This is a genomic window from Streptomyces sp. NPDC087845 (assembly GCF_044742755.1).
Classification (GTDB): Bacteria; Actinomycetota; Actinomycetes; order Streptomycetales; family Streptomycetaceae; genus Streptomyces.
The window spans coordinates 67,047-86,088 of the sequence record NZ_JBIUVC010000017.1 but is presented as its reverse complement, the minus strand read 5'-3'; the positions used below and the strand labels follow the sequence as shown (position 1 = coordinate 86,088).

Sequence of the window (19,042 nt, the reverse complement as noted above, 5' to 3'; positions counted from 1 at the left end):
GTGAGAAGAGAAGGGGCGGGCGGCCGGAGGTCCGTGGCGGGCACCCCGGCCACCCTGGGCACGTGCCCTAGTAGCAGGACTTGTCGCCGGACTTCAGCCGCAGGCTCAGGTTGCTGAGCTTGAAGGTGCCGGCAGTGGTCGCCCACGCCGTCTGCTGCACGTTGGTCAGCTTGGCCTCTTCGGCGCGCTGCGAGAAGCCGTTCGGGTTCGCCTGGGTGCGCGGCTGGATGCCTATCGACTTAGGGTTGTTCGGGTCCTTGAGGGAACCCGCGGCAACACCGATGTCGATGTTCTTGAACGTGGCGTCCGCGTCGAGCTCGGCGACGTCCAGGTACAGGTTGGTCGCCCTCACCGGCTTCTTCGGGTTCGTACCCGCGTTCAGCACCAGCGTGACAGTGCCGAGGCCGAACGGAAGGTTCGGAGTGACCACCGACTGGCACATGTTGGTGATCTTGGCATCGCTGAAGCCGGACACGGCCACGGCGTGCGCCCCGTTCTTGCCCTCGGGGTCCGTGCCGGTCGCCACGCTGCCGTACTGCACGAAGTTGTGGCCGACGAGACTGTCCGCACTGACCTTGAAGCTCTGGCCGGACACGCTGAACGAAGCCGCGAGCGCACCCTGCGCCAGGCCGACGCCCACCGCTGCGGTCGCCGCCACGCTCGGCACCATGACCAGGGCGAAACGCTTCCATCTGGTGCCGCCACGAACCTGGGAACTCATAATTTTTTTCCTCCTTCTCGGACGTACATCTCCGGTCCGGGCCTGGGCCCGTCCTGGGATGGGAGAAGTGCTACGTCCTCGGAAAGGAGAGCGCCCGCGTACGGAGGCAGGAACCGCGTCCGAATCACCGGCGATCACCCCCGAGCGACAACCACTGGCCACGCATGCGCGCAACCTGTTCGGACAGGCCCTGCCGGACGACAGGAACCCCCCTGTCCGGAGTCGGCGGCCCTGCCGCCGACCCACTCGGTGGGGACCCAACAGGGCCGCCGCGCCGACTGGCAGCCGGGCTGGCGTTATTGGACCGAGCGTGGCCGATCGTGGTGCATTCCCGCCCGCGGCACAAGGGGGATCGTTACTCGCTAGTAACGGCCCGATAACCGACGTGCGACCGGGTGGTACCGCCCGGCCACACAGGGTGGCATCGAACGGAAGGACGAAAGGGAGAATCGAGGCCCTTATGGGGACAGATCCCGAGGGGCCATTTACTGCGAGTAACAGGGCGTTCTTTTATCAAGATTTGGTAAAGCGGAGCCGTCTCTTATCGCCCCGATCACGAAAACGGCCGTGACACCCCCGGGGTGCCACGGCCGTGTTGTCACATCAGAACAAGACGCGCGCCAGCGCCGTGCGCGCGGCGACGACCCGCGGATCGTCGGGGCCGATCACCTCGAACAGCTCCAGCAGCCGCACCCGCGCCGCCTCCCGGTCGTCACCGAAAGTACGGCGCACCGTCTCGACGAGGCGCCCGAAGGCGTCCTCTACATGACCGCCGGCGAGATCCAGATCGGCGGCCGCGAGCTGTGCCGTGACGTCGGCCGGCTTCTCCGCGGCTTCGTTGCGGACCTGCTGCGGGTTCAAGTCCTTGACCCGGGCGAGCAGTTCGGCCTGGGCGAGACCGAGCTTGGCCTCGGTGTTGGCCGGGTCGTCGGCGAGGACGTCTCTGTACGCCTGGATGGCGCCGGGGAAGTCATTGGCGTCCAGGGCCTGCACGGCCGCTTCGAGCAGGGCGTCGTACGGCCCGGCGGGCGCCTCGGCCGGCGCCCGGCCTGCCTCCTCGGCGGCGTCCGCGTCCTGGTCGACGGCGATCCCGGTGAGACCGAACCGCTCCTCACCGACCTGGATCAGCTGATCCAGCGTCTGCCGGATCTGGGCCTCGGGGGCCGCGCCCTGGAAGAGCGGGAGGGCCTGCCCGGCGACGACGGCGAAGACCGCCGGGATGCCCTGGATGCCGAACTGCTGCATCAGCATCTGGTTGGCGTCGACATCGACCTTGGCCAGCACGAAGCGGCCGTTGTACTCGTGGGCCAGGCGCTCCAGCAGCGGTCCCAGCTGCTTGCACGGCTCGCACCACTCGGCCCAGAAGTCGATGACGACCGGGACCTCGGTGGAGCGCTGCAGGACATCGCTCTCGAAGCCCGCCTCATCGACATCGATCACCAGGGCGGACGGCGGCACGGCACCGCCACCGCCCTGCCGGGCGGCCTCGGCACGGGCCTGCTCCGCCTTCACCTTGGCCTCGCCGGCCGCCTTCACCGCGGCGAGGTCGACGACGCCGCTCATGGACATGTTCCTAGGCTGCATGCGTACATCCTCCCCCCTTGGCGCACCGATACGGAAAGCGATACGTGAACCGGATCGGTCCGCGGCCCCTGCCGGCGTGCGGGGCGGGCGGACAGACACGGTCCCGGGCCCCGCGCAGGACCCCGGAAGGGGCCGAAAAGAACCCCCGGTGGGCCCCTGAAAGACCCGGTTCGGCAGCCGGACCCCCGTCCAGTGCCTGGTGCGGCTCCGGGTCCCCACCCGTCGCCTGTGGTTGTCACTCGTTCGTGGCGCGAGTCGCGGCACCCTGGCCGCCTTCCTTACGCTACGGCCCGTAGCGTAACTGCCGATGGGCTCTCCTGGACAGATGATCCCGGTGATCTGTCTCACGGACACCGGGGCCGCCTCGTTCTTGCTACTGACCGGTATGGTCTCCGCATGCTGAGCCACAGCGGCCAAACCCCCTCCCGGACAGGACGTCCGCGCAGTACTGCGGCCGATGCCGCCATCCTCGAGGCGACCCGGGCGTCCCTGGTCGAGCTCGGCTGGTCGAAGCTGACCATGGGCGATGTGGCGACCCGGGCGGGAGTCGCGAAGACAACCCTCTATCGGCGCTGGGCAGGCAAGAACGAGCTGGTCGTCGACGCGGTCGCGGTCCTCTTCGACGAGCTGGAGCTCCCCGACCTGGGCAGCCTGGCGGCCGATGTGCAGGGCGTCGTGCTCCAGTTCGCCGCGCTGTTGGAGCGGCCGGAGACCCGGACCGCGTTGATGGCGGTGGTCGCGGAGTCCACCCGGGACGATTCGCTTCGGCTGCGGATCCGGTCGGCCATCGTGGACCGGCAGAAGCGCCTGGTCGTCCTCGGCCGGGAACGTGCCCAGGCCCGCGGCGAGCTGTCGTACGAGGACGATGCCGAGACCGCGGCCCACAACGCGGACCTGATCTTCGATGTGATCGCCGGTGCCGTGGTGCACCGGACGCTGGTGAGCGCCGAGCATGTGGACGCCGAGTGGGCACGCAACTTCACCTCTCTGCTGCTGCTCGGGCTGGCCGGGGCTCAGACCTGATAGCGCCCCGGCGCGAAGAGGTGGAGGTGCTTCTCCACCCAGGCGGAGGTCCGCTCCAGGCCTTCCTCCAGGGGGACTTCGGGCCGCCAGCCCGCCCACTCGCGGGCCCGGGTGTTGTCGGACAGCAGCCGCTGGACCTCGCTGCCGGAGGGCCGCAGCCGCGCCGGGTCCACCACCACCTCCGCGTCCCGGCCGGACGCGGTGATCAGGGCTTTCGCCAGGTCCCCTACCGAAATCTCCCGGCCGGTGCCGAGGTTGACGCTCCCGCCCAGGGCACGGTCGCAGTCGGCCAGCGCCAGGAATCCGGCCGCGGTGTCGGTGACGTACGTGAAGTCCCGGGTGGGGGTCAGTGAGCCGAGGCGGATCTCCCTTGCGCCCGCGTGCAGTTGGGCCAGGATCGTGGGGATCACCGCTCGGGCGGACTGGCGCGGGCCGTAGGTGTTGAACGGGCGGACGACGGTCACCGGAAGCTCGAAGGCGTGCCAGTGCGAGAGCGCCATCATGTCGGCGCCGATCTTCGAGGCGGAGTATGGAGACTGGGGCTGGAGCGGGTGACTCTCACTGATCGGGGCGGTCAGTGCGCTCCCGTACACCTCGCTGGTGGAGGTGTGCAGCAGGCGGCGCACCGAGTGGCGGCGGCACGCCTCGGCGATGTTCTCGGTGCCGACGACGTTCGTGCGGACGTACGCGGCCGGCGCGTCGTAGCTGTACGGGATGCCGATGAGCGCGGCAAGGTGGAAGACCGTGTCGCAGCCCGCGACCGCGTCCATCACGCGGCCCGCGTCACCGATGTCCCCGGCGATCATCTCGACGGGGCTGTGCGGGTCGTCGAGGTAGCGGGCGAGGTGCCCCTTCTCGGCGTACGGCTTGTAGTGGACGAACGCGCGGACGTGCGCGCCGCGTTCGACGAGCAGGTCCACGAGGGTGGAGCCGATGAAGCCCTCGGCGCCGGTGACGAGGACCGTGCGGCCCTTCCAGTCGGCGCTGCGGCCGTTGCGGTCGGTGCTCATGCAGTGAATTCCTTTGCGGTGGGTGGGGTTACGGGGCGGTGGCGAGGCGGATGACAGTGGCAGCGAGCAGGTCGGCAGCCCGCGCATGGTTGCCGGGGTCGGCGACGCGGCCCATCGCGGCGAGCCTGCCGGGGTCGGTGAGCAGCGGCTCGACGACGACGGCGAGCCGGTCGGCGGTGGTTTCGGCGTCCGGCACGAGGTACGCGGCACCTACCTCGGACAGCACCCGGGCGTTGTGGGTCTGGTGGTCGCCGGGGGCATGCGGGTACGGCACGAGGACGGCGGGCACCCCGGTGGTCGCGAGTTCGGCGATCGTGGCGGACCCGGCCCGGCAGACCACCAGATCGGCCACGGCGTAGGCGAGGTCCATCCGGTCCAGGTAGGGGACGGCCTGCGCGACCGGGCCCGCGCCCGCGTCGGCGAGCCGCTGTCGGGTCTCCGCGAGCGCCGCCGGACCCGTCTTGATCAGGAGGTGGACGTCCCGGCGGTCGCGCCAGCGGGCGGCGAGGCCGACCGCGGCCGCGGTGAGCCGGGCCGCGCCGAGGCTGCCGCCGTTGAAAAGGACGACGCGGGCTCCGGCGGGTATTCCGAAGGTGCCCCGGGCCTCGTCGCGGAGCGCGGGGCGGTCCAGGGCGGCCAGCGAGGCGGCGATCGGCATGCCGACGGTCCGGGCCCGCTCTCCGCCCGCCAGGTGCGGGCGGCTTCCGTCGAAGGCGACCGTGAGGTGTTCGGTGAGCCGGGCAGCGAACTGGTTGGCGCGGCCGGGGACGGCGTTGGACTCGTGGATGACGCTGGGCAGCCCGGCCATCCGGGCCCCGAGGACGGCGGGGGCGCTCGGGTAGCCGCCCATGCCGACGACGACCTGGGCCCGCTGGGTGCGCAGGATGGACCGGCACTGGGCGCCGGAGCGCAGGAGGGCGGCCGGGAGCAGGAAGCGCTTGGCTCCCAGCGCGGGGTCGAAGGGGATCATGTCGACGGTGTGCAGCCGGTATCCGGCCGCCGGGATCAGGGTCGTCTCCAGGCCCCGCTCGGTCCCGACGAAGGAGATGACCGCGTCCGGGTCGGCGCGGCGCAGGGCCTCGGCGAGGGCGAGCCCGGGGTAGATGTGGCCTCCGGTGCCGCCCGCACCGATCACGACGGAGAGTGGTGTGCGCATGGCCACCACTCTCGGGAAGCGGCTTAAGAAGGTTCTAAGAGTCCGCTTTGGCATCCTTCGGGGTATGAACAGGATTCTGGTGGCCGACGACGAGCCGGAAGTGCGGGCCGCCGTCGAGGACGGGCTGAGCGTGGAGGGGTACGAGGTGCGAGGGGTCGGCGACGGCCTGGCCGCGCTCTCGGCGGTGGCGTCCTGGCAGCCCGACGCGCTGGTCCTGGACGTGATGATGCCGGTCCTGGACGGGCTCGCGGTGTGCCGCCGGCTGCGCGCGATGCAGGACAGGACCCCGGTCCTGGTCCTCACCGCCCTGGCCTCCGTCAGCGAGCGCGTCGACGGCCTGGACGCGGGCGCCGACGACTATCTGGTGAAGCCGTTCGCGCTGGACGAACTGGTGGCCCGGGTCAGGGCCCTGCTGCGGCGGGCCGCCCCGCCCGCTGCGGACGGGGCGGAACTGTCCTTCGCGGACCTGACACTGGATCCGGTGGCCCGCACGGGGCGACGAGCGGGCCGCCCGCTGGAGTTCAGCCGCACCGAGGCCGCCCTGCTGGAACTGCTCGTGCGCCACCCGGGCCAGGTGCTCCCCCGCGCGACGATCCTGGAGCGTGTCTGGGGGCAGGACTTCGGGCCGGACTCCAACTCGCTCGCGGTGTACGTGGGTTACCTGCGCCGCAAACTGGAGGTGGGCGGCGAACCGCGGCTCGTCCACACAGTGCACGGTCTCGGTTACCGGCTGGACGTGGCATGAGCGGGGTGCGTCGGCTGGGCGCCCGGTGGCGGCGCCGGCGCCCGGTGCGTACACGGCTGGCGCTGGCGGCCTCGGCGGCGGTGGCACTGGTCGCGGTCGGGGTGTGCACGGCCGCCTTCTTCGTGATCCGCTACGAGCTGCTGCACCAGCTGGACCTGAATCTGACGCAGTCCGCGACGCGGCTGACCCAGGAGAACCGGGGCGGCGGCCCGCAGGTTCTGGCCGGCGAGTGCCGGTACCTCTCCGCGCCCGCTTGCGCGCAGGTGGTCCCGGCCGCCCCGGCGGCGGACCTGGGCGAGGCGTATCCGCTGCCGGTCTCCGCCCCGGTACGAGAGGTGGCGGCGGGCGACCGGGCCCCGTACTTCAGCAACGTCACCCGCTTCGGGCAGCCACTGCGGATGCTCACGACTCGCTTCGGTGAAGGGCGGGCGCTCCAGGTGGCGCTGCGCTCGGACCCGGTGGAGAAGGGCGTCCGGCAGGCTGCCGTACTGCTGGCGGCGGTCGGCGGGGCGGGCGTCCTCCTGGCAGCGGCGCTCGGTTACGGGGTCTCCCGCACCGGTCTGGCACCCGTGGCCCGGCTGACCTCGACCGCCGAGCGGATCGCGGCCACCCGGGACCCGCGCCACCGCATCGAGCTGCCGCCGGGGCCGCCGGGACGCCAGGACGAAGTGACCCGGCTGGCGGCCAGCTTCAACACGATGCTCGGGGAGCTGGAGCAGTCGGTGACCGCCCAGCGCCGACTGGTCGCGGACGCCTCGCACGAGCTGCGGACCCCGCTGACCGCGCTGCGCACCAACGCGGAGCTGCTGGCCCGGGCCGACCGGCTGACGCCGGCGCAGCGCGACCGGGCGGCCAAGGCGCTGGGCCGGCAGATCCGCGAGGTGGCCGGCCTGGTGAACGACCTGATCGAGCTGGCCAGGGACGAGGAGCCGCTGCCGCTGCTGGAGGAGGTACGCATCGCGGACCTGACCGGGCATGCGGTGACCACGGCCCGGGCGCACTGGCCGCAGACCCGCTTCCTGCTGGAGATCGCGCCCCCGGCGGCGGAGATGACCCGGCCCGGCGTGCCCGCCCGCCTGAGTCGGCTGCTGACCAATCTGCTGGACAACGCGGCCAAGTTCAGCCCGCCGGGCGCCCCGGTGGAGGTCGGTCTGACCGCGTCCGGGGAAAGGCTGGAGGTGACGGTCCGCGACCACGGTCCCGGGATCGCGGCAGCGGACCTCCCGTACGTCTTCGACCGCTTCTACCGCGCTGACGCGGCCCGTGCGCTGCCGGGCTCGGGGCTGGGGCTGGCCATGGCCCGGCAGATCGCCCGGGCTCATGACGCGGACCTGACGGCACGGGCGGCGCCGGGCGGCGGAGCGCTGTTCACGCTGACGTTCGAGGGCGGGGACCCGCCGGGCGGCGGGGCCCTCCCCCGCGCCCGTCAGAAGCCGGGCGGCTCCGTGTAGGTGCCCCACTCGTCGCGCAGGACCCCGCAGATCTCACCGAGCGTCGCCTCGGCCCGTACCGCGTCGAGCATCGGGCGGATCATGTTGGAGCCGTCGCGGGCGGCGGCGAGCATCGCGTCCAGGGCCGCGGTGACCCGCGCGTCGTCGCGGGCGTCCTTGCGGCTGCCGAGCACCCGGACCTGCTCACGCTCGACCTCGTGGCTGACCCGCAGGATCTCCAGGTCGCCGGTGACCGAGCCGTGGTGGACGTTGACGCCGACGACGCGCTTGTCCCCCTTCTCCAGCGACTGCTGGTACCGGAAGGCGGACTCGGCGATCTCGCCGGTGAACCAGCCGTCCTCGATGCCGCGCAGGATGCCGGAGGTGATGGGCCCGACGGGGTGCTGCCCGTCCGGATGGGCCCGGGTGCCGCGCTCCTTGATCTGGTCGAAGATCTTCTCGGCGTCGGCCTCGATCCGGTCGGTGAGCTGCTCGACGTACCAGGAACCGCCCAGCGGGTCGGCCACGTTGGCGACGCCGGTCTCCTCCATCAGCACCTGCTGGGTGCGCAGCGCGATCTCGGCGGCCTGCTCGGAGGGGAGCGCGAGGGTCTCGTCGAGGGCGTTGGTGTGCAGCGAGTTGGTGCCGCCGAGGACCGCGGAGAGCGCCTCGACCGCGGTGCGCACGACGTTGTTGTACGGCTGCTGGGCGGTGAGCGAGACGCCGGCGGTCTGGGTGTGGAAGCGGAGCCACTGCGCCTTGTCGGTCTTCGCGCCGTACGTCTCCTTCATCCAGCGGGCCCAGATCCGGCGGGCCGCGCGGAACTTGGCGATCTCCTCGAAGAAGTCGAGGTGCGCGTCGAAGAAGAAGGAGAGGCCGGGCGCGAAGGTGTCGACGTCCAGCCCGCGGGAGAGGCCGAGCTCCACGTAGCCGAAGCCGTCGGCGAGGGTGTACGCGAGCTCCTGCGCGGCCGTCGCCCCGGCTTCGCGGATGTGGTAGCCGGAGACGGAGAGCGGCTTGTAGGCGGGGATGTCGCGGGCGCAGTGCTCCATCAGGTCGCCGATGAGGCGCAGATGGGGCTCGGGCTGGAAGAGCCACTCCTTCTGCGCGATGTACTCCTTGAAGATGTCGGTCTGGAGCGTGCCGTTGAGCACGCCCGGGTCGACGCCCTGGCGCTCGGCCGCGACCAGATACATGCAGAAGACCGGGACGGCGGGGCCGCTGATGGTCATGGACGTCGTGACATCGCCGAGCGGGATGTCCTTGAAGAGGACCTCCATGTCGGCCGCGGAGTCGATGGCCACACCGCAGTGCCCGACCTCGCCGAGCGAGCGCGGGTCGTCGGAGTCGCGGCCCATCAGCGTCGGCATGTCGAAGGCGACACTGAGCCCGCCGCCGCCCGCGGCGAGGATCATCTTGTAGCGCTCGTTGGTCTGCTCGGCGTTGCCGAAGCCGGCGAACTGGCGGATGGTCCAGGTCCGGCCGCGGTAGCCGGTCGGGTGGAGGCCCCGGGTGAAGGGGTACTCACCGGGCCAGCCGATCCGCTCGAATCCCTCGTACGTGTCCCCCGGGCGGGGGCCGTACACGGGCTCCACGGGATCGCCGGAGAGTGTGGTGAAGTCCGCGTCACGCTTGCGGGCCTTGTCGTAACGGGCCTGCCAGCGGTGGCGGCCTTCCTCGATCGCGTCAGCGTCCATACCATCGAATTTACTAGGACGTCCTAGTAAATGTCGATGGCAAACCGCCCGGTGCTTCGCACGGGGCGGTTCGGGTGGGTGTGGTGCGGCCGGACTCCCGGCCGGGTGGTTCAGGCCCTGGCGGTCACGGGGGAACCGTCGGCGACCAGCGGCTCGACCTCCCGGACGACCTTGCGCTCGACGAAGAACGCGGCCGTCGGGATGGTGCCGGAGATCAGTACCCAGAGCAGCTTGCCCACCGGCCACTTCGCCTTGGAGCCCAGGTCGAAGGCGAAGATCAGGTAGATGATGTAGAGCACACCGTGGATCTGGGAGACGACGAGCGTCAGATCCTTGCCCATCTCGAAGCCGTACTTGAAGACCATGCAGGTGCAGAGCACCAGCAACATGACTGCGGTGACGTAGGCCATCACCCGGTACCGGGTCAGCACACTGCGTTTCATGGCATCGAGCGTAACCGGACGCCCGGGGCGATCTTGCAGCGGGCCGGGCCCCGAAATGGTGTTCTACGACTCCTCGAAATCATGGGCCGCGACCCGCAGCGGCCGCAGCATGGCGAAGATCTCCGCGCACTCCTCGGCGTCGTACGCTCCGAGCCCGAACTCCATGTCGACCAGGTCCTTGGTCGCCGCCTCGACGACCTCACGCCCCTTGCCGGTGATGGAGGCGAGGGTTCCGCGGCCGTCGTTGGGGTTGGGGCGCTTGGCCACCAGGCCGGAGCGCACCAAGCGGTCCACGGTGTTCGTGACGGAGGTGGGGTGGACCATGAGCCGCTCACCGATCTTGGACATCGGCAGTTCACCGGCCTTGGAGAAGGCGAGCAGCACGAGTGCCTCGTAGCGGGCGAAGGTCAGTCCGTACGGTTTGACGACCGCGTCGACCTCCGCGAGCAGGATCTGCTGCGCGCGCATGATCGAGGTGATCGCGCCCATCGAGGGCACCGGGCCCCAGCGCTGCCGCCAGAGTTCGTCGGCGCGGGCGATGGGATCGAAGGGGAGACTGAGCGGCTTCGGCACGCCAACGACCTTACCCACTGGTCATATGCTGGTCAGCCCCGTCTCGAACTTCGGTCCGAATGCGGAGGGCGGGTTCGGTCCGCACGGGCGGCGGGCGCGGTTCCGCCGCGTCACGGCGCGGTTCTCCCGGCGTCACGGCGCGGTTCTCCCGGCGTCCGGGGCGGCTCGCCCGGCGTCCGGCGCCGTTCCTCCGGCGCCCGGGGCCGTTCCTCCGGCGCCCGGGGCGGCTCTCCCGGCACCCGGCGCGGTTTCCCCGGCATCCGGCGCGGTTCTCCTGACTTCCAGGACGAGGAGCAGCACGCAGAGGGTACCGACCGCACCGGATCCGGCGATCACCTGGTGTACGGGGAAGAATTCCGCGGCGAGTCCGGCGAGGGCCATGCCGACGCCCTGGAGCGTCATCAGTCCGGCGGTGAGCAGCGTCATGGCCCGGCCGCGCAGCGGCTCCGGGACGGCTTCGACGAACCACTGGTCGAGGCCGATGACGTACGCCGCGGCCGCCCCGGCCGCCACCAGTGCCGGCACCGCCGCGACCAGGCCGGGACGCATCCCGTACACGACCAGGGGCAGCAGTCCCACGGCGGCGGCCGGCAGCACGATCAGGGAGCGCAGCCGGGGGGCCAGCGCGGTGCCCATGTACAGCTCGGCGGTGATCTGGCCGACCGGCATCGCGCACATCAGCAGCCCGAGCGCGGCCGATCCGACCCCGATCTCGTCCGCGTACGGAGCGGCGAGCGCCTCCGGCGCGACGACGAACAGCGGGGGCACCCAGAAGAGCAGCATCAGCGCACGGATCCGGCGGTTTCCGAGGAGGCTGCGGGCTCCGGCGAGCGACTCCTTGAGCAGGGTGCCACCGCCGTCCCGGCCGGACCGGGCCGGCCGGGCACGGGTGCCGAAGCGGAGCAGGGCCGCCGAGCAGAGGAACGTCACGGCGGTGATCGTGATCGCACCGCGCGGGGAGAGCACGGCGAGCAGCACACCGCCCACGCCGAACCCGGCGAGCACCGCGCTCTGCGAGACGATCCGCAGCAACGAGCGGCCGAGGACGAAGCGTTCGCCCTCGCCCAGGATCTCGGTGAGCGCGGCCATCCGCGTCCCGGTGAAGACGGGTGAGACCGCGGCGATCAGACAGCGCAGCGCGAGCAGTGCGCCGACCGGGGTGCCCGGCAGCACCATCACTGCGACGCACCCGGCGCAGATCAGGTCGCAGGTGACGAGGACCCGGCGGGCGGGGTACCGGTCGGCGACCCCGGCGAAGAGCGTGCCGCCGACGAGGTACGGGAGGAAGCCGAGCGCGAAGGTGAGGGCGCTGAGCAGGGGCGAGCCGGTGAGGCCGTACACGAGGACGGTGAGGGCGAGTTCGCTGACGACGACGCCGAGGAGGGAGAGCAGATGCGCGGCGAAGACCGCCCGGAACTCCCGCACGGCGAAGACGGCACGGTAGCCGCGGGGGGCGGTGGCGGGCGGGGCCGTCACGTCCGTCTTCTCGCGGGAGCGGTCGTCCTCGCGGGAGCGGTCGCCCTCGCGGGAGCGGTCGTCCTCGCGGGAGCGGTCGTCCTCGCGGGAGCGGTCGTCCTCGCGGGAGCGGTCGGCGGATTTCTCGGTGTCTGTCGGCATGGACGCAGCCTGCTGGGCCGCGGCGGTCGTCCGTAGACTTTCGGCCCACGCCGAAACTTCGCGAGCGGGGGCCTGCCGTCCATGTCCTTCCAGCTGCACCTCGACGAGAGCGATCTGCTCCGCTGCCGGTTCGCGCTGTCGCCGCTCGGCGAGACCCAGGCCGCCGTACGGGTGCTGGGCCGGCCCGAGCGGCACGGGTACCACCTGCCGTGGCTCCGGCTGATCCGGGACGCGGCCGCCGGGCTCGATCTCGGGCCGCTGTGGCTGCTGATGGCGCGGCACGGCCACAACCCCGACTTCTTCAGCCCGCCGCCGCCCGGCCCGGTCACCACCTTCGAGGAGGAGATCGCGGCGGTGCGCTCGATCGATCCCGGTCTCGCCCGCCAGGACCTCGCGCTGGCGCTGGCGAGCCGGCCGCAGGTGCTGCACTCCCCCGCCGGTCGGGCGATGCTCGCCGACCCCGCCCGGACCGTCGGGGAACTGGCCGATCTGCTGGAGCGGGCCTGGCGGGTGCTGATCGAACCGCACTGGCCGCGGCTGCGCGCCCTGCTGGAGGCGGACATCGCCTACCACTCGCGGCGGCTCGCCGCGGTCGGCTTCGAGCGGCTGCTGGGTGAGCTGAGCCCTCAGCTGGGCTGGTCGGAGTCGACGCTCACCATCGTCGGGACGCACGGCCGGCACACCCGGGTGCTCGGCGGACAGGGCCTCGTCCTGATCCCCAGCGTCTTCTGCTGGCCGGACGCGGTCAGCGGCTTCGAACCCCCGTGGCAGCCCGCGATCATCTATCCGGCGCGCGGGATCGGCGGACTGTGGACGGATCCCGCCGACCGCACCCCGCAGGCGCTCGCGCGGCTGCTCGGCCGGGGGCGGGCCGATGTCCTGTGCGCGCTCGACGAACCGGCCGGGACGAGCACCCTCGCGCACCGGCTGGGCCTCGCGGTCTCCTCCGTGTCGGAGCATCTGTCGGTGCTGCGTGCGGCGGGGCTGCTCACTTCGCGCCGCTACGGACATCAGGTGCTGTACGAGCGGACCCCGCTCGGGATCGCCCTGGCCGTGCCGGAGCACCGGGCGCGGGAATGACCGGGCGGGTACGGCAGGGCGGGACCGGAACGGGGCGAGCCCCCGGCTCCAGGGGCCGGGGGCTCGTCGGTTCGCGAAACGTACGGACGGGGGCAGTCCGTCGCCGAAGCGGACGGACGGGGGTCAGTCCGTCCCGGCGAGGTATCGCTCGACCGTCTCGACCTTGGACGTCAGTCCGTCGGTGACTCCGGGGCGGATGTCGGCCTTGAGTACGAGGGAGACGCGTCCGGCGCGTGCCTCGACGGCGGCGACGGCCCGCTTGACGACGTCCATGACCTCGTCCCACTCGCCCTCGACGGAGGTGAACATGGCGTCCGTACGGTTGGGCAGTCCGGACTCGCGGACGACCCGGACGGCGTCGGCGACGTACTCCCCGACGTCCTCGCCGACACCCAGCGGACTGACCGAGAACGCGACGATCATGCGCTGACCACGCCTTCCCGGCGGGCGCGGGCGGCGATGACGCCGTCGGCCTCGTAGCGCTTGAGCAGCTTGTCGCCGTACAGCCCGCCGAACGGCAGCAGCGCGAGCAGGAAGAAGAGCGCGACCCGCTTCAGCGGCCACTTGGTCTTGGACCAGACGTCGAGCAGCAGGACGGCGTAGAGCACGAAGAGCACGCCGTGCAGGATGCCGAGCGGCATCATCAGGAAGTCGATGTCGGAGACCCGGCTGAGGATCGAGCCAAAGATGATGAGCGCCGGGAAGGAGAGCGCCTCGGGGATCGAGATGAGGCGCAGCCGGTGCAGGGCGGTAGCGGTCTTGATGTCCACGAGGGCACCTTCGGTGGGAGGGTCGTCACGGCTTGTGAATACGGGCACAAGCGCGACCCATTGTGGCATCGGCACGGGCGGCGCTCGGTGCCGGGGCCCGTGTGCCGCCGGTCACGTGCCGCCGCGCGGGCCGTGCGCCCGTACCGGGTACGTCCCGATTGCGTACGGGTCCCGTACCGGATGCGTATCAGGAGCGGTTCGGGAGGCCGGTTGCCGGCCGAGACCCTGTCCCGGCCGGGGCCGTGCGGATACCGTCGCCCCGTGGCAATGTTCCGACTCCAAGGCAGCAGAACGCTCGCCGTCGACCTGGCCGGTGACGCCGTCAAGGCGAAGAACGGTTCGATGGTCGCGTACGACGGCCGGATCACGTTCAAGAAGATGACCGGTGGCGGTGACGGTCTGCGCGGCATGGTGACCCGCCGGCTGACCGGCGAGCAGATGTCCGTGATGGAGGTGAAGGGGCAGGGCACCTGCTACTTCGCCGACCGCGCGAGCGAGATCAGCCTCGTCTCGCTGCACGGCGACAAGCTCTACGTCGAGGCGAGCAATCTGCTCTGCACCGACGCCGGGCTGCGTACCGGCACCACCTTCACGGGCCTGCGCGGCGGTGCGACGGGCAACGGCCTGTTCACCACCACCGTCGAGGGCACCGGGCAGGCGGCGATCATGTCGGACGGTTCGGCGGTGGCACTGCGGGTCTCGGCCCAGTACCCGCTGTTCGTCGATCCCGGCGCCTACATCGCCCATCAGGGAAACCTCCAGCAGCACTTCCAGTCCGGGGTGAACTTCCGGACGCTGATGGGCGAGGGCTCGGGCGAGTCCTTCCAGATCCGGTTCGAGGGCGAGGGACTCGTCTACGTCCAGCCGAGCGAGCGGAACACCATCGGGGGCGATGTCTGATGCCGTTCCGTGAGATCAACTCGAAGATGGTCGAGGCGACGGTGCTGCCCGGCCAGCGGATGTACAGCCAGCGCGGAGCGATGCTCGCGTACCGGGGCGAGGTGTCGTTCACCCCGAACATCCAGGGCGGCCAGGGCGGTGTGATGTCGATGATCGGCCGCCGGGTGGCCAATGAGGCGACCCCGCTGATGACCGTCGAGGGCAACGGCACGGTGATGTTCGGCCACGGCGGGCACCACATCCAGGTGATCAACCTGGCCGGCGACACCCTGTACGTGGAGGCCGACCGACTGCTCGCCTTCGACGGGACGCTCCAGCAGGGCACGATGTTCATGGGTTCGCAGGGCGGGGTGATGGGCATGGTGCGCGGCCAGGTGACCGGGCAGGGACTGTTCACCACCACCCTCCAGGGTCACGGCGCGGTCGCCGTGATGGCACACGGCGGGGTGGTCGAGCTGCCGATCACGCCGGGCCGCGAGGTGCATGTGGACCCGCAGGCGTACGTCGCGCACCACGGCGACGTACGCAACAAGCTCTCCACCGCCCTCGGCTGGCGCGACATGGTGGGGCGCGGTTCCGGCGAGGCGTTCCAGCTGGAGCTGAGCGGCAACGGCGCGGTGTACGTCCAGGCCTCGGAGGAGAAGCTGTGAGCACGCCCGTGGTCTTCGACCCGATGACGCTGCCGTCGGACGACAACGTCAACTCCTACACCTTCTGCGTGGAGCTCAAGGGGAGCCAGTGGTTCCTCCAGAAGGGCAAGATGATCGCCTATTACGGGCGCATCGAGTTCAACGGCATCGGCCACGGCCGCTTCGAACGGCTCATCCGTACGAGCTTCCACTCACCGCTGCACGCGAGCGACTGGGTGGTGGCCGAGGGCAGCGGCAAGATGCTGCTCGCGGACCGGGCCTTCGACGTCAACTCCTACGACCTGGAGGACGGGAATCTGACGATCCGGTCCGGCAACCTCCTCGCGTACCAGCCGACACTGGCCCTCAAACAGTCCATCGTGCCGGGCTTCCTGACGCTGATCGGCACGGGGAAGTTCGTGGCCGCGTCCAACGGGCCGGTGGTCTTCATGGAGCCGCCGCTGCGGGTCGATCCGCAGGCCCTGGTGGGCTGGGCGGACTGCCCCTCGCCGTGCCACCACTACGACCACGGCTACATGACGGGCGTGCTGGGCGGGTTGCGGTCGCTGACCGGGATCGGCGGGACCTCCGGCGAGGAGCATCAGTTCGAGTTCGTCGGTGCGGGTACGGTGCTGCTCCAGTCGACCGAGATGCTGATGCCCGAGCAGCCGACGGGGGCGACGCCGGCGCAGGCCGGGGTGCCCGGTGGTGCGGGTCAACCTGGCTCCTCACCCCGTCTGCCCGGTCAGCTCGGGGACCTCCAGCGTCGCTTCGGGTTGTGAACGGTAGTCTGCGGAGTGTGACGTCGAACGCCTGCACCCCGCCCCCGAGTCCGACTCCGGGTCCGACTCCGAGCGGGTGCCGGGCGTCACACCCCCCTACTTCGTCCGGCTTTCAACTTCTTAGGTAGAATCCATATATGGAGACCGAGACGGCCACCCGCTGGCTGAGCGACGCGGAGCAGTGCGCCTGGCGCACCCACCTGGACGTCAGCAGGCTGCTGATGCACCAACTGGAGAAGGACCTCCAGCCGTTCGGCCTGACCAACAACGACTACGAGATCCTGGTCAACCTCTCGGAGTCGGAGGACCAGCGCATGCGGATGAGCGACCTCGCCGCCGCGACGCTGCAGTCCAAGAGCAGGCTCTCGCACCAGATCACCCGCATGGAGAGCGCGGGCCTGGTCCGCAGGGAGAACTGCGAGTCCGACCGGCGCGGTCTGTACGCGGTCCTCACCGAGGACGGCGCGGAGACGATGCGGAAGGTGGCTCCGCACCACGTGGCGTCGGTGCGCAAGCACTTCATGGACCTGTTGACGCCGGAGGCGCTGGCGAACCTGCACACGGCGCTGGCCCCGGTCGCCGATCACCTGCGGGGACGACGCGGCAAGGTGTGACCCGCGGCGGGGCGGCGGCTTCGCACAGCTCGGCGGGTGACCTGCGGCGGGCGAAGGCCCCGCACGGCTCGGCGGGTGACCCGCGGCGGGGCGGCGTTCAGCCGGCGGGCGGCAACCACAGCTCGAACCGCGCGCCGCCCTCCCGCGCACCGTCCACCGACAGCCGGCCGCCGTGCCGGACCGCGACGTCACGGGCGATGGCGAGGCCGAGTCCGGCGCCGCCCTCGTCCCGCGAACGGGCGTCGTCGAGGCGTACGAAACGTTCGAAGATCCGCTCGCGCTCCTGCGGCGGCACCCCCGCCCCGTCGTCGGTGACCGCGACGACCACGCCGCCCCGCCCGCCACGCACCGAGACCGTCACCGCGCTGTGCGCATGGCGCTCGGCGTTGTCCAGCAGATTGCCGATCACCCGCGCCAACTGCCCACGGGAGCCGACCACTTCGAACACACCGGAGTCCGGCACGGACACCGTCGGCACCACCGGGTCGCCGGTGCGCTGCGCGACCTCCTCGCGGACCAGCGCGCCCAGGTCCAGCGTCGTACGGCCCGGCCGCTCCCCCGCGTCCAGCCGGGCCAGCAGCAGCAGATCGGTCGCCAGTGCCTGCAGCCGCACGGTGTCGGCGACCGCTCCCGGCACGTCCAGCAGCTCCGGATGCGCGGCACCCACCTCCAGCTGGGTGCGCAACGAGGCGATCGGGCTGCGCAGTTCGTGCGAGGCATCGGCGACGAAGCGCCGCTGCCGGTCCACCGATGCCTCCAGGGCCGTCAGGGTCTCGTTGGTGGTACGGGCCAGTCGGGCGATCTCGTCGCGTGAACCGGGCTCGGGCACCCGGCGGCTCAGATCCTCCGACGCGGTGATCGCGGCCATCTCGCGCCGGATGCCCTCGACCGGGCGCAGCGCCCGACGGGTCACCAGCCAGGTCACCCCGGCGACGACGAGCAGCAGCACCGGAAGCCCGATCAGCATCGCACCGCGCACACTGCCCACCGCCTCCTGCTCGGCGGCCAGTGGGGCGCCCGCGTGGACGGTCAGGGTCACCCCGGCGGAGGTGGTCGCCCGCACGGACGCGAAGCGGTAGTCGGCCGTGTCACCGTCGACGGTGGCGGTGCCGTTGCCGAAGTCCGGGTCGCCGGAGTCGACTTCGCCGCGGCCGGGGGCGCTGTCGTCACCGCCGCGACCGGGGGCGCTGTCGTCACCGTCGTCGCCGTCGTCGTCGCCACCGGAACCGGTGGGGCCTCCCGCGGCCGGGGACGGAACCGGCGCGACCTGATCCGTGCCGGTCCCGGAGATCGCCTCCAGGTCCTTGGAGACGGCCACCACGCGCCCGTCCTCGTCGGTCACCTGGACCGGATGGTCCTCCTCGTCGTGCGTCTCCAGCCGGCCGTACGGCACATCGAGGGCCAGCTGCCCGGCCACCTCGCGAGCCACCACCTCGGCCTGCAGCCCCGCCTGGTCGGTGAGGTTGGCGCGCAGGACGAGGAGTACGGCCAGCCCGGCGCCGATCAGTGCCACGGCCACCACCACCGTGGCTCCGAGCGCGGCCCTGGCCCGTACCGACCTCACAGCGCCTCCAGCCGGTATCCGGCACCGCGCACCGTGCGGATGGCCGCGGCGCCGAGTTTGCGCCGCAGCGCGCTCACGTACACCTCGACGATGTTCGGGTCTCCGTCGTAGGCGAAGTCCCAGACGTGTTCCAGGATGTCCGCCTTGCTCACCACCTGCCCGGCCCGCAGCACCAGCTGCTCCAGCACCGCGAACTCCTTGGCGGTGAGGGCGATTTCGACCGGCCCGAGATGCACCCGGCGGGCGGCGGTGTCCATGCGCAGAGCGCCGACGGTGACCACCGGCGAGGCGGAGCGGCCGTCCCGGCGCCGCAGCAGCGCGCGGATCCTGGCCACCAGGACGACGTACGAGAAGGGCTTGGTCAGGTAGTCGTCGGCCCCGGTGTCCAGACCCTCCGCCTCGTCGTACTCCCCGTCCTTCGCCGTCAGCATCAGGATCGGCACCTCATGGCCGGCGGCGCGCAGGGCGGCGCAGACCCGGTAGCCGTTCATCCCGGGCAGCATGATGTCGAGGACGACGAGGTCGTACACCCCTTCGGCGGCCCGGTGCAGCCCTTCGAGACCGTCGTGCACGACGTCCACGGCAAAGCCCTCGGCGGTGAGTCCCCCGGCCAGGGACATCGCCAGCCGCTTCTCGTCCTCCACGATCAACAGGCGCATACGCACAGGGTCGCAAACCGAACCTGAAGACGGCTTCAGGTGGCT

20 protein-coding genes are annotated in these 19,042 nt (G+C 71.4%); 8 read left to right on the top strand and 12 right to left on the bottom strand.

Features of this window, described 5'->3' with window-relative positions:
• Window positions 1-67 precede the first annotated feature (67 nt).
• Window positions 68-721 carry a DUF6230 family protein gene (locus tag ACIOMQ_RS33075; protein ID WP_362204793.1) on the bottom strand — a complete coding sequence of 218 codons (654 nt, stop codon included), beginning with the start codon at window positions 719-721 and terminating at the stop codon, window positions 68-70.
• Between the two features lie 603 nt (window positions 722-1,324).
• Complete coding sequence (locus ACIOMQ_RS33070; protein WP_401260963.1) at window positions 1,325-2,305, bottom strand: tetratricopeptide repeat protein; 981 nt, start codon at window positions 2,303-2,305, stop codon at window positions 1,325-1,327.
• Window positions 2,306-2,701: 396 nt separating this feature from the next.
• Between ACIOMQ_RS33070 and ACIOMQ_RS33065 the strand changes: the two genes are divergently transcribed.
• Complete coding sequence (locus ACIOMQ_RS33065) at window positions 2,702-3,328, top strand: TetR/AcrR family transcriptional regulator (protein WP_362204787.1); 627 nt, start codon at window positions 2,702-2,704, stop codon at window positions 3,326-3,328.
• Here ACIOMQ_RS33065 and ACIOMQ_RS33060 read toward each other — a convergent pair.
• On the bottom strand, window positions 3,319-4,338 hold the full coding sequence (locus tag ACIOMQ_RS33060; RefSeq protein ID WP_402191533.1) for a GDP-mannose 4,6-dehydratase: 1,020 nt from the start codon (window positions 4,336-4,338) through the stop codon (window positions 3,319-3,321). The genes ACIOMQ_RS33065 and ACIOMQ_RS33060 overlap by 10 nt on opposite strands.
• A 28-nt stretch (window positions 4,339-4,366) precedes the next feature.
• Window positions 4,367-5,494 carry a UDP-N-acetylglucosamine--N-acetylmuramyl-(pentapeptide) pyrophosphoryl-undecaprenol N-acetylglucosamine transferase gene (locus tag ACIOMQ_RS33055; RefSeq protein ID WP_402191530.1) on the bottom strand — a complete coding sequence of 376 codons (1,128 nt, stop codon included), beginning with the start codon at window positions 5,492-5,494 and terminating at the stop codon, window positions 4,367-4,369.
• A 64-nt stretch (window positions 5,495-5,558) separates the two neighbouring features.
• Here ACIOMQ_RS33055 and ACIOMQ_RS33050 point away from each other — a divergent pair, with 64 nt between their 5' ends.
• Window positions 5,559-6,239, top strand: a complete 681-nt coding sequence (locus ACIOMQ_RS33050) for a response regulator transcription factor (protein ID WP_362204778.1) — start codon at window positions 5,559-5,561, stop codon at window positions 6,237-6,239.
• Window positions 6,236-7,690: a sensor histidine kinase gene (locus tag ACIOMQ_RS33045; RefSeq protein WP_401260969.1), complete on the top strand. Its 1,455-nt coding sequence runs from the start codon at window positions 6,236-6,238 to the stop codon at window positions 7,688-7,690. The genes ACIOMQ_RS33050 and ACIOMQ_RS33045 overlap by 4 nt, the downstream gene beginning before the upstream one ends.
• Here the strand turns inward: ACIOMQ_RS33045 and ACIOMQ_RS33040 are convergent.
• From ACIOMQ_RS33040 to ACIOMQ_RS33025, 4 genes are all read right to left on the bottom strand, one after another.
• A complete protein-coding gene (locus tag ACIOMQ_RS33040; RefSeq protein WP_362204772.1) occupies window positions 7,666-9,366 on the bottom strand; it encodes a methylmalonyl-CoA mutase family protein in 1,701 nt (566 codons plus the stop codon). The genes ACIOMQ_RS33045 and ACIOMQ_RS33040 overlap by 25 nt on opposite strands.
• 110 nt (window positions 9,367-9,476) lie before the next feature.
• Complete coding sequence (locus ACIOMQ_RS33035; protein ID WP_362204769.1) at window positions 9,477-9,809, bottom strand: DUF3817 domain-containing protein; 333 nt, start codon at window positions 9,807-9,809, stop codon at window positions 9,477-9,479.
• A 63-nt stretch (window positions 9,810-9,872) separates the two neighbouring features.
• The gene (locus ACIOMQ_RS33030; RefSeq protein ID WP_362204766.1) at window positions 9,873-10,382 is read right to left on the bottom strand and encodes a MarR family transcriptional regulator; all 510 of its coding nucleotides are present in this window, start codon (window positions 10,380-10,382) and stop codon (window positions 9,873-9,875) included.
• 132 nt (window positions 10,383-10,514) lie between these two features.
• Window positions 10,515-11,999 carry an MFS transporter gene (locus tag ACIOMQ_RS33025; RefSeq protein ID WP_402191528.1) on the bottom strand — a complete coding sequence of 495 codons (1,485 nt, stop codon included), beginning with the start codon at window positions 11,997-11,999 and terminating at the stop codon, window positions 10,515-10,517.
• A gap of 81 nt (window positions 12,000-12,080) precedes the next feature.
• On the opposite strand from ACIOMQ_RS33025, the gene ACIOMQ_RS33020 reads away from it, so the two are divergent.
• Window positions 12,081-13,079 carry a DUF5937 family protein gene (locus ACIOMQ_RS33020; RefSeq protein ID WP_401754012.1) on the top strand — a complete coding sequence of 333 codons (999 nt, stop codon included), beginning with the start codon at window positions 12,081-12,083 and terminating at the stop codon, window positions 13,077-13,079.
• A 123-nt stretch (window positions 13,080-13,202) separates the two neighbouring features.
• Here ACIOMQ_RS33020 and ACIOMQ_RS33015 read toward each other — a convergent pair whose 3' ends face one another.
• The gene (locus tag ACIOMQ_RS33015) at window positions 13,203-13,502 is read right to left on the bottom strand and encodes an MTH1187 family thiamine-binding protein (protein ID WP_362204757.1); all 300 of its coding nucleotides are present in this window, start codon (window positions 13,500-13,502) and stop codon (window positions 13,203-13,205) included.
• Complete coding sequence (locus ACIOMQ_RS33010; RefSeq protein WP_362204754.1) at window positions 13,499-13,849, bottom strand: DUF3817 domain-containing protein; 351 nt, start codon at window positions 13,847-13,849, stop codon at window positions 13,499-13,501. The genes ACIOMQ_RS33015 and ACIOMQ_RS33010 overlap by 4 nt, the downstream gene beginning before the upstream one ends.
• 267 nt (window positions 13,850-14,116) lie before the next feature.
• Between ACIOMQ_RS33010 and ACIOMQ_RS33005 the strand changes: the two genes are divergently transcribed.
• The 4 genes from ACIOMQ_RS33005 (at window position 14,117) to ACIOMQ_RS32990 (ending at window position 16,774) form a co-directional block, all read left to right on the top strand.
• Complete coding sequence (locus ACIOMQ_RS33005; protein WP_362205009.1) at window positions 14,117-14,749, top strand: AIM24 family protein; 633 nt, start codon at window positions 14,117-14,119, stop codon at window positions 14,747-14,749.
• Complete coding sequence (locus ACIOMQ_RS33000; RefSeq protein ID WP_362204751.1) at window positions 14,749-15,399, top strand: AIM24 family protein; 651 nt, start codon at window positions 14,749-14,751, stop codon at window positions 15,397-15,399. Before ACIOMQ_RS33005 ends, ACIOMQ_RS33000 begins: the two co-directional genes overlap by 1 nt.
• Window positions 15,396-16,160 carry an AIM24 family protein gene (locus ACIOMQ_RS32995; protein WP_362204748.1) on the top strand — a complete coding sequence of 255 codons (765 nt, stop codon included), beginning with the start codon at window positions 15,396-15,398 and terminating at the stop codon, window positions 16,158-16,160. The genes ACIOMQ_RS33000 and ACIOMQ_RS32995 overlap by 4 nt, the downstream gene beginning before the upstream one ends.
• A 137-nt stretch (window positions 16,161-16,297) precedes the next feature.
• Window positions 16,298-16,774 carry a MarR family transcriptional regulator gene (locus ACIOMQ_RS32990; RefSeq protein WP_362204745.1) on the top strand — a complete coding sequence of 159 codons (477 nt, stop codon included), beginning with the start codon at window positions 16,298-16,300 and terminating at the stop codon, window positions 16,772-16,774.
• A gap of 97 nt (window positions 16,775-16,871) precedes the next feature.
• On the opposite strand, the gene ACIOMQ_RS32985 is transcribed toward ACIOMQ_RS32990, so the two are convergent.
• A complete protein-coding gene (locus ACIOMQ_RS32985; protein WP_402191526.1) occupies window positions 16,872-18,338 on the bottom strand; it encodes an ATP-binding protein in 1,467 nt (488 codons plus the stop codon).
• Window positions 18,335-18,997, bottom strand: coding sequence for a response regulator transcription factor (locus ACIOMQ_RS32980; protein WP_362204739.1), 663 nt, complete (start codon window positions 18,995-18,997; stop codon window positions 18,335-18,337). The genes ACIOMQ_RS32985 and ACIOMQ_RS32980 overlap by 4 nt, the downstream gene beginning before the upstream one ends.
• Window positions 18,998-19,042 lie beyond the last annotated feature (45 nt).

What these genes read in the sequence shown, in the direction of transcription:
- ACIOMQ_RS33020 (WP_401754012.1), top strand. Translation starts at nt 12,081, where the DNA reads ATGTCCTTCCAGCTGCACCTCGACGAGAGCGATCTGCTCCGCTGCCGG.
- ACIOMQ_RS33055 (WP_402191530.1), bottom strand. Translation starts at nt 5,494, where the DNA reads ATGCGCACACCACTCTCCGTCGTGATCGGTGCGGGCGGCACCGGAGGC.
- ACIOMQ_RS32990 (WP_362204745.1), top strand. Translation starts at nt 16,298, where the DNA reads ATGGAGACCGAGACGGCCACCCGCTGGCTGAGCGACGCGGAGCAGTGC.
- ACIOMQ_RS33075 (WP_362204793.1), bottom strand. Translation starts at nt 721, where the DNA reads ATGAGTTCCCAGGTTCGTGGCGGCACCAGATGGAAGCGTTTCGCCCTG.
- ACIOMQ_RS33045 (WP_401260969.1), top strand. Translation starts at nt 6,236, where the DNA reads ATGAGCGGGGTGCGTCGGCTGGGCGCCCGGTGGCGGCGCCGGCGCCCG.
- ACIOMQ_RS33040 (WP_362204772.1), bottom strand. Translation starts at nt 9,366, where the DNA reads ATGGACGCTGACGCGATCGAGGAAGGCCGCCACCGCTGGCAGGCCCGT.
- ACIOMQ_RS32980 (WP_362204739.1), bottom strand. Translation starts at nt 18,997, where the DNA reads ATGCGCCTGTTGATCGTGGAGGACGAGAAGCGGCTGGCGATGTCCCTG.
- ACIOMQ_RS33035 (WP_362204769.1), bottom strand. Translation starts at nt 9,809, where the DNA reads ATGAAACGCAGTGTGCTGACCCGGTACCGGGTGATGGCCTACGTCACC.
- ACIOMQ_RS33025 (WP_402191528.1), bottom strand. Translation starts at nt 11,999, where the DNA reads ATGCCGACAGACACCGAGAAATCCGCCGACCGCTCCCGCGAGGACGAC.
- ACIOMQ_RS33060 (WP_402191533.1), bottom strand. Translation starts at nt 4,338, where the DNA reads ATGAGCACCGACCGCAACGGCCGCAGCGCCGACTGGAAGGGCCGCACG.
- ACIOMQ_RS33005 (WP_362205009.1), top strand. Translation starts at nt 14,117, where the DNA reads ATGTTCCGACTCCAAGGCAGCAGAACGCTCGCCGTCGACCTGGCCGGT.
- ACIOMQ_RS33065 (WP_362204787.1), top strand. Translation starts at nt 2,702, where the DNA reads ATGCTGAGCCACAGCGGCCAAACCCCCTCCCGGACAGGACGTCCGCGC.
- ACIOMQ_RS33000 (WP_362204751.1), top strand. Translation starts at nt 14,749, where the DNA reads ATGCCGTTCCGTGAGATCAACTCGAAGATGGTCGAGGCGACGGTGCTG.
- ACIOMQ_RS33050 (WP_362204778.1), top strand. Translation starts at nt 5,559, where the DNA reads ATGAACAGGATTCTGGTGGCCGACGACGAGCCGGAAGTGCGGGCCGCC.
- ACIOMQ_RS33015 (WP_362204757.1), bottom strand. Translation starts at nt 13,502, where the DNA reads ATGATCGTCGCGTTCTCGGTCAGTCCGCTGGGTGTCGGCGAGGACGTC.
- ACIOMQ_RS33070 (WP_401260963.1), bottom strand. Translation starts at nt 2,305, where the DNA reads ATGCAGCCTAGGAACATGTCCATGAGCGGCGTCGTCGACCTCGCCGCG.